Genomic DNA, 14,533 nt, shown 5'->3' with positions numbered 1-14,533 from the left:
GCGTTGCATAGGTCGGGTCTCAGTCCAGGGCATAGCGAGTCTCCTCTTCTATGCCAGTTATAACTGTTACCCATGTATCCGGTCTAAAGTGTTACCCATGTTTCCGGTTCATACCCAGCGCCACCGGGCTTTATGATTTAACTGAGCAGCACGCGCTCAATCTTGTTGCAGCCCAGCGCGTTCAGGGTGGCGGAGGTCGCATCCCACTGGATCAACGGCGCATCGGCTTTTTCAGCCAGCACCGCGCGCTGAATGTCCGGATAGTCGTAACCGTTCAGACTCAACAGGTTTAACGCGCCTTGCAGCGGCGGGAGGGTGGGGTTAAAGGCGGCGTTTTCTGCATAGCTGCCACTAAAAATGCGCCCGTCTTTACACTCGAGCGCCACGCCGCTTGGCGATTTACTGTACGGCATATGGCATCTGTTGGCGGCGGTAATTGCCGCCTGGGTCAGCGCGTCGCCCTGCAGCGCAAAGCCGTGATCCTGGTCGTCCATCAGTAACGTTTTGATGTCGAGATCTTTTGGCCCGAACGCGTCCGGGAGATAGTCGCGCAGTGCGTGTGGTTCGCGCCCCGGCAGATGAATGCGTAAATCCAACCCGCTGTTCAGTTCATTCATAAACTGGCGGCAGTGGCCGCAAGGGGTGTAGTTAACGGTGATGGCGGCGAGGCCTTTTTCACCGCGCAGCCAGGCGTGGCTGATGGCACTTTGCTCGGCATGAACGGTTTGCTGCATTGTTGCGCCCAGGAACTCCATGTTGCCACCGAAGTACCAGGTGCCGCTAATGCCGCGAGAGATCGCGCCCACGTTGAAGTTGGAAAGCGGGGTACGTGCGCAGGCCGCAGCCAGCGGCAGCAGAGCGAATGCCAGCGCGTCTTCGTCCAGTCCCGATTCGCGTTTCAGCAAAGAGACCTGCTCAGCAGTCAGCATGGCGGGGAAATGCGTATCCGCCAGAACAGGGGCCAGGGCTGATTGCAAGTTATCCGCGAGTTGGGCAAAAGCAGTTTGAAAACGTGGATGCATGGCGATGCCTCATAACAATGTAATGGAATCGTAGTTTACGGGCCTGTTACGGCTTTATATGTGATCCAAATCTCATTGTGTGTGCAACTTATGAAACTTAAGTGAAAAATGTGCAACGCATCGCAAATAAATAACCAAAAAGTGAAGGTTAGCCGACCACTGCCAGAATAACCGGGAACAGGAACGGGGCGACCAACGAGGTGATAATGCCGCAAATGACCAGCGCCAGAGAGCTAAACGCCCCTTCCTGATAATCCAGTTCTGCGCAACGCGCGGTTCCCAGGGCGTGCGAAGCGGTACCCATTGCCAGTCCTCGCGCGGCCTTCGTGCGAATGCGCATCGCATTCAGTAAAGTATGACCAAATACCGCCCCGAGAATGCCGACGAAAATGACGCACACCGCGCTGATGGCCGGAATGCCACCAATACTGCCTCCCACCGCCATAGCAATAGGTGTGGTGACCGATTTCGGCATGATTGACGCAGCAATTTCCGGTGAGGCGCCCATCAACAGGGCGATTGTTGTGCCGGTAACCATCGCCACGACGCTCCCGGCAAAGCAGATAGCGATTATCGATTTCCAGCGCGCGCGAATTTGGTGCAGCTGTTCGTATAACGGATAGGCCAGTGCGACCACGGCAGGTTGCAGTAAATCGTTCAGCACCTCGCTGCCTTTGAAATAGTGATCGTAGGGAATTCCGGTCAGCATCAGAATGGGAATAATCACCACCATCGCGACCAGCAGCGGATTCAGCAGCGGCATTTTAAAGCGTGCTGCCAGCTTACGTGCGCCAAAGAATACTGCGAGAGTAAGGGGTAACGACCACCAGATATACGTCATCATTCTTTCGAACCTTTTTGGCCAACAATTTTGCGTTCACCGTGTACAAGGTGTGAGCTCCAGCTCACCACGAGGAAAACAACCAGCGTACTGATGGTGCATGACACCACCACCGGGCCAAATTGTGCGCGGAGCAAATCAAAGTACTGCATGATTCCCACGCCAATCGGGACAAATAACAGGGCCATATAGCGAATCAGGACATAACAGCCGGGATTAACCCATTTTGCCGGTAATACCTGCAATGCCAGCAAGATAAACAGAATCAGCATGCCGATGATGCTGCCCGGAATCGTGATCGGCAGCAGCGAAGCGATAAAAATACCTGCATAGAGGCAGGCATAGATTAGGACGAATGCGCGCAAATATTGCCAGATAATGTTCAGTGATTTGCTCATAATTGAAACCCTTGACGAGACTGATTCATCATACAATTAAACTTCAAAACGTGCTACCGATCACATCATGAATTCTAAGCATAGAGGAAATAGACATCTGGAACATTGCGCAAATGACCGCCTAAACCTGCGCCAGGTAGTACAAAAAACGATTCAGGGCGGTGGTGGGCGTTTCATTGTTGCGCCAGAATACGCCTACGCTGCCTTTTTGTTCAATCTTCGGCAGATTCAGGATAGCCAGTTGTCCCTGGGCGGCATAACGCTGTGCCAGACGCAGAGAAAGAATAGAAACCATGTCGCTACTTTGCAGCAGGTTGGTGCTGACGTTTATCGACGCTGATTCAATCGTGTTTTCCGGCAGCATTACGCCATTATCGACCAGCGCGTTGTCAATGCTAATCCGAATGGGGGTGCCTGTCGGCCAGACAATCCAGCGCCAGTTAGCCAGATCGTTCCAGGTGAGCAGGGGATATTTAGCCAGCGGATGGTCGGGGCGGGCGACAAAACAGACCGGCTCGGTATAGAGCACCTGGTAATTGAGCGGTAGCTGAAGCGCCCGGCCGCCAACGCGACCGACGACGACATCCACCGAACCCGCCAGTAGATCGTGCAGTAACGGGGTCATCACTTTCTCTTCAATATTGAGATGCAGAGTGGGTAGCTCCGTAAGCAAACCCAGTATTGCCTGTGAAACGCAGTCGGTCGCCACCGGCGAGCAGCCAATCTTCAGACTTCCCACCAGACCGCCTTGCTTGAAACGGGCAATTTCATACTGCGAACGCTCCATATCATTGATCAGGCGCTGAGCATGTTGCAGCAACAGCTTGCCGCCTTCGGAGGGGCGTAAGCCTTTACTATGTCGTTCAAAGAGCGTGATGCCAATCTCATCTTCGAGCTGTGATAACCATTTGGACAAGGCAGGCTGGGTGATATTCATCATCCGGGCGACGTGAGTTAAATTTCCCTGTTCCCCTAGCGCGACCAGCGTTTGCAGGTGTTGCAACTTCAGTTTCTGCGCCCAGTTAGCCATTTGCTATAACCTCCAGGTTATGCCTCTGCATGAAAAGCCATTGTACATTTCATCTCCAAAGATACAAAGTCGCAACATACCTAAAACAAAACAGACATCTACTCTACCTGCACTGAGGCATTCACTATGACTCAACAACGTGATCTACAAGCACTGATCGATTCCGCCCCCGTCGGCAAGACGCAGTGGCGCGTGATTATTTGCTGTTTCCTGGTCGTCATGCTCGACGGTTTTGATACCGCGGCGATTGGTTTTATCGCACCCGATATACGCACTCACTGGCAATTGACCGCCGGGGATCTGGCGCCGCTTTTTGGCGCAGGACTGTTGGGGCTAACTGCAGGCGCGTTGCTCTGCGGGCCGCTGTCCGATCGCTTTGGCCGTAAACGGGTGATTGAGCTTTGCGTGGCGCTGTTTGGCGCGCTGAGTTTGATCTCTGCTTTTTCGCCCGATCTGCAAACGCTGGTTATTTTGCGTTTCCTTACCGGGTTAGGTCTGGGCGGCGCAATGCCTAATACCATCACCATGACGTCGGAATACCTGCCAGCCCGTCGACGTGGCGCCTTGGTCACCATGATGTTCTGCGGCTTTACGCTCGGATCGGCTATGGGCGGCATCGTCAGCGCTCAACTGGTGCCGGTCATCGGTTGGCACGGCATTCTGGTGCTGGGCGGCGTTTTACCGCTCATGCTGTTTGTCGCTCTGCTGTTTGCGCTACCGGAATCCCCGCGCTGGCAGGTTCGTCGCCAGCTACCGCAAAACGTGATTGCCAGAACCGTCAGCGCGATTACCCGCGAACGTTATGACGATACCCATTTTTATCTCAACGAGAGTTCATCGATTGCTAAAGGCAGTATCCGCCAGCTGTTCGTCGGGCGACAACTGCCCATTACCCTGATGTTATGGGTGGTGTTCTTTATGAGCCTGCTGATTATTTATCTGCTCTCCAGTTGGATGCCAACGCTGCTTAACCATCGCGGAATCGACCTGCAACACGCCTCCTGGGTAACCGCGGCCTTCCAGATTGGCGGTACGTTAGGCGCGCTGGCGCTGGGCGTACTGATGGATAAATACAATCCTTTTCGTGTGCTGGCAGTGAGCTATGCGCTGGGTGCGGTGTGTATCGTCATGATTGGCCTGAGCGAAAACGGTCTGTGGCTGATGGCGTTGGCGATTTTTGGCACCGGCATCGGGATTAGCGGTTCTCAGGTGGGTCTCAATGCGTTAACCGCCACCCTTTATCCGACGCAAAGCCGTGCGACGGGCGTCAGTTGGTCTAATGCCATTGGCCGCTGCGGCGCGATTGTCGGTTCGCTTTCTGGCGGCGTGATGATGGCGATGAATTTCTCGTTCGATAACCTGTTTTTCATTATTGCCGTTCCGGCGGCCATCAGCGCGGTGATGCTTACGCTGCTGACGGTTGTTGTTCGCCAGTCGGCCTCTGTCCCTGACGCCTTGCCACGCGCAGGCATCGTGAATGAATAAGGAGAATCCCTATGTCTGAACTGAATCAGGATGTTAAGCACAGCCGTCAGCAGTTTTACCAGCATATTTCCGGGCAGAATCTGACCCCGCTGTGGGAGTCGCTGCACCGTCTGGTGCCGTCAACGCCGAACGCGCATTGCGCGCCTGCGTACTGGAACTATCAGGAGATCCGCCCGCTGCTGCTGGAAAGCGGCGATCTGATTGGCGCGAAAGAGGCGATTCGCCGCGTGCTGGTGCTGGAAAACCCAACGCTGCGCGGACAGTCATCAATCACGCCAACGCTGTATGCCGGGTTACAGCTGATTATGCCGGGCGAGGTTGCGCCGAGCCACCGTCATAATCAGTCTGCGCTGCGCTTTATTGTCGAAGGGAAAGGGGCATTTACCGCCGTCGATGGCGAGCGCACCCAGATGCATGAAGGCGATTTTATTCTGACGCCGCAATGGCGCTGGCACGATCACGGCAACCCAGGCAGCGAACCGGTAGTGTGGCTGGACGGTCTGGATCTGCCGCTGGTGAATCTGTTGGGCTGCGGCTTTGCGGAAGACTACCCGGAAGATCAGCAGCCGGTCACGCGCAAGGAAGGGGATTATTTACCGCGCTATGCGGCCAATATGCTGCCGCTGCGTCATCAAAAGGGTAATTCATCGCCCATTTTCAACTATCGCTACGATCGTAGCCGTGAAGCACTGCATGACCTGACCCGCCTGGGCGAGGCCGATGAGTGGGATGGTTACAAGATGCGCTACGTGAACCCGGTAACCGGCGGTTATCCCATGCCGTCAATGGGGACCTTCCTGCAATTGTTGCCGAAGGGCTTTTCTTCACGGATGGCGCGTACCACTGACAGCACTATCTACCATGTGGTGGAAGGAAGCGGACAGGTCACCATCGGCAACGAAACCTTCAATTTTTCGCCAAAAGATATCTTCGTGGTGCCGACCTGGCACGGTGTGTCGTTCCAGGCCAGCGAAGATGCCGTCTTATTCAGTTTTTCGGACAGACCAGTTCAGGAAGCGCTGGGGTTGTTCCGTGAAGCACGCTATTAATTTGGGAGAGAGAAAATGACGCAATATGTATTCGAACCACAAGCGCCGGTTACCGTTCCGGTGGTTGGTAGTGATGAACAATTTCCCGTGCGCCGCGTTTACTGCGTGGGCCGAAACTATGCCGCACACGCGCGTGAAATGGGCTTCGACCCGGATCGCGAACCGCCGTTCTTCTTCTGTAAACCTGCCGACGCGGTGGTTCCGGTGGCGGCTGGTCAAACCCTTGAACTGCCGTATCCATCGCAGACCGATAACTATCACTATGAGATAGAGCTGGTGGTGGCGATTGGTAAAAAGGGCAGCGATATACCGCTGGAAAAAGCGCACGAATATATCTGGGGCTATGCCACCGGTCTGGATATGACCCGGCGCGACAGGCAGATGGAGATGCGCCAGATGGGGCGTCCGTGGGAAATCGGCAAAGCGTTTGATCTCTCTGCGCCCATCGCGCCGCTGCATAAAGCCAGTGAAAGCGTAGATGTTAACAATGCGCCTATCTGGCTGCAGGTTAACGGCGACGATCATCAGCGGAGCGATATTCGCCACCTCATCTGGTCTGTGAATGAAACCATTAGCTATCTGTCCGGATTTTTCGAACTCCAGCCGGGCGATCTGATCTACACCGGTACGCCGGAAGGCGTGGGGGCGGTAGTGAAAGGTGATGTGATCACCGGCAACGTAGACGGTTTAACCCCCATCGCCGTGAAGATTGTCTGAGGTGGATGATGAAGCTGTACAGTTTCTTTAATAGCTCCGCGTCATATCGCGTGCGTATTGCGCTGGCGCTGAAGGGGCTCGATTTCCAGACGGTGGGCGTCAACATTCGCATCGGTCAGCAGAACGAACTGGCCTATCGGCGGATGAATCCGCTGGGGCTGGTGCCGACGCTGGTGACCGATGACGGAGAATCGCTTGGACAATCGCTGGCGATAACCGACTGGCTGGATGGCCACTTTCCGCAGTCGCCGCTGCTGCCTGCTGACTTCCCGATGCGCAGTCGGGTGCTGGAAATTGTCTATGCCATCGCCTGTGATATCCACCCAGTGAATAACATGCGGGTGCTGCGCTACCTGAGCGACGAGTTAAAGATCAGTGAAGAGGATAAAAAACGCTGGTATGCGCACTGGATCCAGCAAGGGTTAAGCGCAGTGGAACAGATGCTGCGCCAGAGTCATTCGGGGGCGTTCTGCGTGGGTGATGCGCCGACGTTGGCGGATTGCTGCCTGATCCCGCAATGGGCGAACGCGCTACGTATGGGCTGCGATTTGAGCGCATATCCACGGTGCAAGGCGGTCTATGATGCCTGTACCCAGCTTCCGGCGTTTATCGCCGCCGCGCCCGAGAACCAACAAGACAAAATTCCAGCCTGATAAGGAGAACGACAATGGCTAAAGTGACACGCGCAATTATCGTGGGTGGTGGGATTGGCGGCGCGGCGACCGCGTTATCGCTGGCCCGTCAGGGAATCAAAGTGATGTTGTTGGAGAAAGCGCATGAGATTGGTGAAATTGGCGCGGGCATTCAGCTCGGACCAAACGCGTTCTCTGCGCTCGACAGCCTTGGTGTGGGAGAGGTTGCCCGCCAGCGCGCCGTTTTTACCGATCATATCACCATGATGGATGCGGTAAATGCGCAGGAAGTCGTGCGTATTGAAACCGGACAGGCGTTCCGCGATCACTTTGGCGGTCCTTATGCGGTTATCCATCGGGTGGATATTCATGCTTCTGTGTGGGAAGCGGCGCTGGTTCATCCCAACGTTGAGTATCGCACTTCAACTAACGTGGTTGATATTCGCCAGACCGAGAATGACGTGACGGTATTTGACGAGCATGGCAACAGCTGGACGGCGGATATTTTGGTCGGCTGTGACGGTGTGAAGTCGGTTGTCCGTCAGTCTCTGATTGGCGATGCGCCACGCGTGACCGGGCACGTGGTCTATCGCGCGGTGATTGATTGCGATGATATGCCGGAAGATTTGCGCATTAACGCGCCGGTGTTGTGGGCCGGACCGCACTGTCACCTGGTGCACTATCCGCTGCGCGGCGGCAAACAATACAATCTGGTGGTGACCTTTCATAGTCGTCAGCAGGAAGAGTGGGGTGTGAAGGATGGCAGTAAAGAGGAGGTGCTCTCCTATTTTGCCGGTATTCATCCACGTCCACGGCAGATGCTGGATAAACCGACGTCATGGCGGCGCTGGGCCACTGCTGACCGCGAGCCGGTGGAGAAATGGGGCACTGACCGCATTACGCTGGTGGGTGATGCCGCGCATCCGGTGGCGCAATATATGGCGCAGGGAGCGTGTATGGCGTTGGAGGATGCCGTCACGCTCGGTAAGGCGTTACAGCAGTGTGACGGCGATGCGGCTGATGCCTTTGCCCTGTATGAGTCGGTGCGCATTCCGCGTACGGCGCGGATTGTCTGGTCGACGCGCGAAATGGGCCGCGTTTATCACGCCGCAGGCGTCGAGCGCCAGGTGCGTAATCTGCTGTGGCAAGGCAAATCACAGGCGGAGTTTTATCGCGGTATGGAGTGGCTGTACGGCTGGAAAGAAGATAACTGTCTGTTGCCGCGCTGAGCCTCTTTAATCTCCCGAACGGAGGCGCTACCATAGCGCCTCTTTTTTTGCGGGTGACGATATGCGTGTTTTACTGGCGCCGATGGAAGGCGTGCTCGATTCACTGGTGCGCGAGCTGCTGACCGAAGTGAATGATTACGATCTGTGCATCACGGAGTTTGTGCGCGTGGTGGATCAGCTCCTGCCGGCAAAAGTATTTCACCGGCTCTGCCCGGAACTGCATAACAACAGCCGCACGCCATCCGGTACGCAGGTGCGCATACAGCTGTTGGGCCAGTACCCGCAGTGGCTGGCGGAGAACGCGGCCCGCGCGGTAGAACTGGGATCGTACGGTGTCGATCTGAACTGCGGTTGCCCGTCGAAGCTGGTCAACGGCAGCGGCGGTGGCGCGACGTTATTGAAAGATCCAGAACTTATCTACCGCGGCGCAAAAGCCATGCGCGAGGCGGTGCCGGACCATCTACCCGTGACGGTGAAAGTGCGCCTGGGCTGGGACAACAGCGATCGGCAGTTTGAAATTGCCGATGCCGTCCAGCAGGCTGGCGCCAGCGAACTGGCGGTGCATGGTCGTACCAAAGAGCAGGGCTATAAGGCCGAGCATATTAACTGGCAGGCGATTGGTGAAATTCGCCAGCGACTGACCATTCCGGTTATCGCGAATGGCGAAATCTGGGACTGGCAGAGCGCCCAGGATTGTATGGCCATCAGCGGATGCGATGCGGTGATGATCGGCCGTGGCGCGTTAAATATCCCGAACCTGAGCCGCGTGGTGAAGTACAACGAGCCGCGAATGCCGTGGCCTGACGTCGTGAAACTGCTGCAAAAATATACCCGTCTCGAAAAGCAGGGTGACACGGGGTTGTATCATGTGGCGCGTATTAAGCAGTGGTTAGGGTATTTGCGTAAAGAATATTCAGAGGCAACGGCACTGTTTCAGGAGGTTCGCGCGTTAAACAATTCACCGGATATCGCTCGGGCAATTCAGGCCATCAAGATTACCGCCTGACATCAGTTCTGGTACGCCGGATAAGGCGTTTACGCCGCCATCCGGCATCAGAGAGAATAATCGCCTGACATTTCTGCTATCAGGCCTGGGCTAAATGACAACATCAGAAAATCATCTTAAACACGCCGGTTACCACCAACAGTCCAATCAGAAAAATAATTAGAATAATCCACAGCAGAATTTTCATTAACTTTCCTTTTTTTGGTAAGTTCAGATTGAGTATAGGAAAGTATCAACTATTCTGCCTGGCGGTGTTGTTATGCCGGTTTACGTGCGCTCAGTAAAAACACCATTGGCCGCTCTTTTTCTTCATCCAACGCCGGGTTTTCAGCAATCTGCTGCGCTGATGGTCCCCATTCATCAATACACACAATGTCGAATCCGGCGGCAATGAGCGCGTTAATCCAGGTCGCCAGCTTACGGTGCTGTTTTTTAACGCCTTCAGCAAACCAGTTACTGATACGCTCGCCTTCTTGTTGATAATGATTAACCGGCCAGGACAGTTGCCCGGTTTTGTCTTTTATCCAGCCCTGGTTAAGCGGTGCGGTATAAATCGGGTGCTCGGCAGAGAAAACTAACATGCCTCCCGGTGTTAATGCCTGGTAAATCGTTACGAATAATCGTTCAATATCGTGTAGATAATGCAGGGCAAGGGAGCTATAAGCCAGGTCGAAAGAAGCCGGTGAGAGAGTAAGCGTTTCGAGATCTTCACGGCGATAAACGATGCCATTGCCGTGAGTCATATTGTGCGCCTGGGTTAACATCTTTTGTGAGATATCCAGCCCCACGACGCTGGCGGCATGATTATCGCGCGCGTAGCGGCAAAACCAGCCATATCCGCAGCCCAAATCGAGAATGTTTTTACCCTGCAGAGCGGGGAGCATAGCTTGTATTGCTGGCCATTCCGGTGCGCCATCAAGCCCTTTTACTGAACGATCCAGCGTGGCATATCCGGCAAAGAATTCCGGGTCGTCATAAATATTCTGTGACATAAGGTTTCCATCTATAAATTATTAAAATTATTTAATCTATATTATTTGTGTGGTGTATATTTTTCTGATTATATATTTTTATTGCCAAAGATGTATTGCCACGCGTAACTAAAAAAGTAACAGCGACAAGTCGTACTCTCTGCGCATCTTTTCTTACCTGTATATCTCCATGAATCGTAATTCTGTTTTTGCCGCGACGGCATTGTTGCCTCTTTTTATTCTGATGGCAGGCTGTGCGCCTATGCATGATGACCGTCAGTCTCTGTCACAGCAGACCCCTGCTGTGAATGTCGATTCCGCATTACCTGCGGCATTAAAAAATGGCTGGCCGGACAGCCAATGGTGGAAGGCTTACCACGATCCCCAGCTTAATGCGCTGATTGACAGCACGTTGCGAAACTCTCCTGATATGCAGGTAGCGGAACAGCGCATTCAACTGGCGGAGGCGCAGGCGAAGGCCGTTGAGGCGCAGGATGGTCCGGAGATCGATTTCTCTGCGGACGTTGAGCGTCAGAGAATGTCAGCTGAAGGGCTGATGGGACCGTTTGCCATTACCGATCCTGCCGCCGGAACGACAGGTCCGTGGTACACCAACGGGACCTTTGGTTTAACCGCCGGTTGGAATCTGGATCTGTGGGGGAAAAATCGGGCCGAAGTGACGGCGCGTATTGGGACCGTTAAAGCGCGAGAAGCTGAGCGTGAACAAACCCGCCAGCTGCTGGCGAGCGGCGTTTCACGTCTGTATTGGGAATGGCAGACGCAGGCGGCGCTGAAAAGCGTGCTGACGCAGATTAAAAATGAGCAACAGAACGTTATTAACGTCGATCGTCAACTGTATCAAAACGGCATTACCTCATCGGTGGAAGGCGTTGAGACCGATATCGATTCCAGTAAAACGGATCAGCAACTGAACGATGTTAACGGCAAAATGAAGGTGATTGAGGCGCGACTGAGCGCCCTGACTAATTCACAGTCTACCGTTCTGAAACTGCATACCAGTAAGTTACCTACCGTAGAAAGCCAGCTCCCGTCCCAGTTAGGCTATTCGCTGCTGGCCCGTCGACCGGATTTACAGGCCGCGCACTGGTATATTGAATCATCCCTGAGCAGCATTGATGCGGCGAAAGCTGCGTTTTATCCTGACGTGAATTTGATGGCATTTTTACAACAGGATGCGTTACATCTGAGCGATCTGTTCCGCCATTCCGCGCAGCAGATGGGGGTCACAGCCGGACTCACGCTGCCTATTTTCGACAGCGGCAGATTGAATGCCAATCTCGATATCACCAAAGCGCAAAGCAACCTGACGGTGGCGAATTACAACAAAGCCGTGGTAGATGCGGTGAATGACGTGGCGCGAGCAGCTTCGCAGGTGGAAACACTGGCGCAGAAGAATCAGCATCAGCAGCAGATTGAACATGATGCACAGCGTGTGGTGGGACTTGCGCAGGCGCGATTTAACGCCGGTATTATTGCGGGTTCGCGGGTTAGCGAAGCAAAGATCCCGGCGTTACGTGAGCAGTGCAACGGTCTGGTACTGCAAGGCCAGTGGCTGGATGCTTCCATTCAGTTGACCAGCGCGCTGGGCGGCGGCTACCACGCGTCGTAATACACCTGCCCGGTAGATACCGCTCTACCGGGCCGTCTTCTTGCCGCTGCGTTTTTTCAACCACCAGCGTGCGCCTACCACCAGTACAATCACCAGAACCAGCCATATCCAGTGCTTAATGTGCTGGTCGAGATTGTGCAGCCACGGCGCGATGACTTCTCCCCCCACATAACCCAGGGTGGTAAATATCAGCGCCCACACCAGCGCCCCGAGAATATTGAGCGGTAAAAAGATCTTCGGTGGCAGGTGACTGGCACCAATCAGCAAAGGGCCAATAACGCGAAAACCGTACATAAAACGCGTGCCGACCACGAACAGATAAGGACGCCGTTGGATCATCTTCTGCGCGTAATCAATTTTTGCCTGATGACGCGAAAAACGCCGTAGAATTTTGCCGCCAAAACGACGTCCGAGGAAATAGAGCAACTGATCGCCAATCATCCCGCCCAGCGCGACGGAGAGCACCACCAGCGGAAATTTAAGTACTCCCTGATGGGCCGCGACGCCACCTAACAGGGTAATGGTTTCCCCTTCAGCCAGACTGCCAATCACTAATGCGGCATAGCCGTATTGCGCAACATAATGATTTATATCCATACGATTGTATGACCTCCACCGCTTATAGCATACACCCTATGAATACTTGATGCCGGAAAAGCCGCGCCGTAGCGATCCGGTATTTTCTCTGTGTACATAAAATAATCAAAAGCTGAATTATACTTGAAGTGTTGAGGTCCGGAGCTGACAAGAAGGGGGCGGTATGAACCATGTCTGGGGGCTGTTTTCCCATCCCGATCGTGAAATGCACGTGATCAACAGCGAAAACGAAAGCGTTTCGCATCACTATACCCATCATGTACTGCTGATGGCGGCAATCCCGGTTGTTTGCGCGTTTATCGGTACCACACAAATCGGCTGGAATTTTGGCGACGGCAACATACTACAGTTATCCCTGTTGACCGGACTGGCGCTGGCCATTCTGTTTTACGGCGTGATGCTGGCGGGCGTGGCTGTCATGGGCCGGGTTATCTGGTGGATGGCGCGTAATTACCCGCAGCGTCCGTCGCTGGCGCACTGTATGGTCTTTGCCGGATATGTCGCGACTCCGCTGTTTTTAAGCGGTCTGGTCGCACTTTATCCGCTGGTCTGGCTGTGTGCGTTGGTGGGAACTATCGCGCTGTTTTACACCGGTTATTTACTCTATCTCGGTATTCCGACATTCCTGAATATCACTCGCGAGGAAGGGTTAAGTTTTTCCAGTTCCACGCTGGCTATTGGTGTGCTGGTACTTGAAGTTCTGCTGGCGATTACGGTAATCCTGTGGGGTTACGGCTATCGCTTATTCTGATCTGTAAAACGCCGCTGCGCTGCGTTGTTGACGTAAAAGTCAGCAACGCAGCATTTCGAGACGATTCTCCTGTAGCGGCAAACCTGCCGGATCGCTATGATGCCTGAGCTAGCCTGAGAAAATACTTAATCTCGGGCGGTGTGCGTTGTGACGTGCGTGAACCCTTATCAGAAATCTCATCATGCTGAAATTCCGAGTTTCATTATTAAGCCTTGCCCTGGTGCTGGCTGTACCTTTTGCACCCCAAGCCGTGGCGAAAACGGCACCTACCGTAGCGGCTTCTCAACCTGAGATAGCGTCCGGTAGCGCGATGATTGTTGATCTGAATACCAACAAGGTTATCTATTCGAACCACCCGGATCTGGTGCGTCCGATTGCGTCGATTACCAAATTAATGACGGCGATGGTGGTGCTTGATGCGCGACTGCCGCTGGATGAAAAACTGAAAGTTGATATCAGTCAGACGCCTGAGATGAAAGGAATTTACTCTCGCGTACGGCTGAACAGTGTAATCAGCCGTAAAGACATGCTGTTACTGGCGCTGATGTCATCTGAAAACCGTGCGGCAGCCAGTCTGGCGCATCATTACCCTGGCGGCTATAACGCGTTTATCAAGGCGATGAATGCGAAAGCGAAAGCGCTGGGCATGACCCATACCCGTTTTGTGGAGCCGACCGGGTTATCGATTCATAACGTCTCAACCGCGCGTGATTTAACGAAGTTACTGATTGCCAGCAAACAGTATCCGCTGATTGGTCAGCTAAGTACTACGCGTGAAGATATGGCGACGTTTGCCAATCCGGCGTATACATTGCCGTTCCGTAATACCAACCATCTGGTGTATCGCGATAACTGGAATATTCAGTTAACTAAAACCGGGTTTACCAATGCGGCGGGCCACTGTCTGGTGATGCGCACGGTGATTAATAACAAACCGGTGGCGCTGGTGGTGATGGATGCTTTTGGGAAATATACCCACTTTGCCGATGCCAGCCGTTTACGCACCTGGATTGAAACCGGCAAGGTGATGCCGGTTCCGGCGGCAGCGCTGAGCTACAAAAAGCAAAAAGCGGCGCAGATGGCGGCGGCAGGTTCAGCTACGGGTGAACAAACCGCGCAGAACGATTAAACCGTAGGCCGGGCAAGCGAAGCGCCCCCGGCAACGTGCCCGATGG

General features: G+C 54.0%; 15 protein-coding genes. 9 read left to right on the top strand and 6 right to left on the bottom strand.

The window, feature by feature from the left end; genetic code table 11:
* Positions 1-137 precede the first annotated feature (137 nt).
* From cdd to FHD02_RS22385, 4 genes are all read right to left on the bottom strand, one after another.
* Positions 138-1,022, bottom strand: coding sequence for a cytidine deaminase (cdd, locus tag FHD02_RS22400; RefSeq protein WP_137397482.1), 885 nt, complete (start codon positions 1,020-1,022; stop codon positions 138-140).
* Positions 1,023-1,170: 148 nt separating this feature from the next.
* Entirely contained in the window at positions 1,171-1,866 is a 696-nt protein-coding gene (locus FHD02_RS22395; RefSeq protein WP_038641977.1) for a CidB/LrgB family autolysis modulator, read from the bottom strand.
* Entirely contained in the window at positions 1,863-2,261 is a 399-nt protein-coding gene (locus tag FHD02_RS22390) for a CidA/LrgA family protein (protein ID WP_165407154.1), read from the bottom strand. Before FHD02_RS22390 ends, FHD02_RS22395 begins: the two co-directional genes overlap by 4 nt.
* A 121-nt stretch (positions 2,262-2,382) precedes the next feature.
* Positions 2,383-3,291 carry a LysR substrate-binding domain-containing protein gene (locus FHD02_RS22385; protein ID WP_061382064.1) on the bottom strand — a complete coding sequence of 303 codons (909 nt, stop codon included), beginning with the start codon at positions 3,289-3,291 and terminating at the stop codon, positions 2,383-2,385.
* A 126-nt stretch (positions 3,292-3,417) separates the two neighbouring features.
* Between FHD02_RS22385 and FHD02_RS22380 the strand changes: the two genes are divergently transcribed.
* From FHD02_RS22380 to dusC, 6 genes are all read left to right on the top strand, one after another.
* Positions 3,418-4,776 carry an aromatic acid/H+ symport family MFS transporter gene (locus tag FHD02_RS22380; protein WP_061382063.1) on the top strand — a complete coding sequence of 453 codons (1,359 nt, stop codon included), beginning with the start codon at positions 3,418-3,420 and terminating at the stop codon, positions 4,774-4,776.
* Between the two features lie 11 nt (positions 4,777-4,787).
* Positions 4,788-5,825 carry a gentisate 1,2-dioxygenase gene (gene gtdA, locus FHD02_RS22375; protein ID WP_137360790.1) on the top strand — a complete coding sequence of 346 codons (1,038 nt, stop codon included), beginning with the start codon at positions 4,788-4,790 and terminating at the stop codon, positions 5,823-5,825.
* Between the two features lie 15 nt (positions 5,826-5,840).
* Positions 5,841-6,542: a fumarylacetoacetate hydrolase family protein gene (locus FHD02_RS22370; protein WP_042307334.1), complete on the top strand. Its 702-nt coding sequence runs from the start codon at positions 5,841-5,843 to the stop codon at positions 6,540-6,542.
* 8 nt (positions 6,543-6,550) lie between these two features.
* Entirely contained in the window at positions 6,551-7,195 is a 645-nt protein-coding gene (gene maiA, locus FHD02_RS22365) for a maleylacetoacetate isomerase (RefSeq protein WP_200005853.1), read from the top strand.
* Between the two features lie 14 nt (positions 7,196-7,209).
* Positions 7,210-8,403, top strand: a complete 1,194-nt coding sequence (locus tag FHD02_RS22360; protein WP_042307339.1) for a 3-hydroxybenzoate 6-monooxygenase — start codon at positions 7,210-7,212, stop codon at positions 8,401-8,403.
* A 61-nt stretch (positions 8,404-8,464) separates the two neighbouring features.
* Entirely contained in the window at positions 8,465-9,409 is a 945-nt protein-coding gene (gene dusC, locus FHD02_RS22355; RefSeq protein WP_137397485.1) for a tRNA dihydrouridine(16) synthase DusC, read from the top strand.
* Positions 9,410-9,666: 257 nt separating this feature from the next.
* Here the strand turns inward: dusC and FHD02_RS22350 are convergent, their stop codons facing one another.
* A complete protein-coding gene (locus tag FHD02_RS22350) occupies positions 9,667-10,401 on the bottom strand; it encodes a class I SAM-dependent methyltransferase (protein WP_042307342.1) in 735 nt (244 codons plus the stop codon).
* A 169-nt stretch (positions 10,402-10,570) separates the two neighbouring features.
* On the opposite strand from FHD02_RS22350, the gene mdtQ reads away from it, so the two are divergent.
* The gene (gene mdtQ / locus FHD02_RS22345; protein ID WP_137349900.1) at positions 10,571-12,010 is read left to right on the top strand and encodes a multidrug resistance outer membrane protein MdtQ; all 1,440 of its coding nucleotides are present in this window, start codon (positions 10,571-10,573) and stop codon (positions 12,008-12,010) included.
* A 24-nt stretch (positions 12,011-12,034) separates the two neighbouring features.
* Here mdtQ and FHD02_RS22340 read toward each other — a convergent pair whose 3' ends face one another.
* Complete coding sequence (locus FHD02_RS22340; RefSeq protein WP_137360794.1) at positions 12,035-12,607, bottom strand: DedA family protein; 573 nt, start codon at positions 12,605-12,607, stop codon at positions 12,035-12,037.
* Positions 12,608-12,770: 163 nt separating this feature from the next.
* Between FHD02_RS22340 and FHD02_RS22335 the strand changes: the two genes are divergently transcribed.
* Both FHD02_RS22335 and pbpG read left to right on the top strand, forming a co-directional pair.
* Positions 12,771-13,358, top strand: coding sequence for a Yip1 family protein (locus FHD02_RS22335; protein WP_038641953.1), 588 nt, complete (start codon positions 12,771-12,773; stop codon positions 13,356-13,358).
* A gap of 181 nt (positions 13,359-13,539) precedes the next feature.
* Positions 13,540-14,487, top strand: a complete 948-nt coding sequence (gene pbpG, locus FHD02_RS22330) for a D-alanyl-D-alanine endopeptidase (protein ID WP_038641951.1) — start codon at positions 13,540-13,542, stop codon at positions 14,485-14,487.
* Positions 14,488-14,533: the final 46 nt, after the last annotated feature.

Origin of the sequence: Citrobacter sp. EC_71 (genome assembly GCF_019584005.1) — a bacterium.
GTDB lineage: Bacteria > Pseudomonadota > Gammaproteobacteria > Enterobacterales > Enterobacteriaceae > Citrobacter > Citrobacter werkmanii.
Note: the sequence above shows the minus strand (reverse complement) of the source record. Positions and strands in the feature narration are given on the sequence as shown.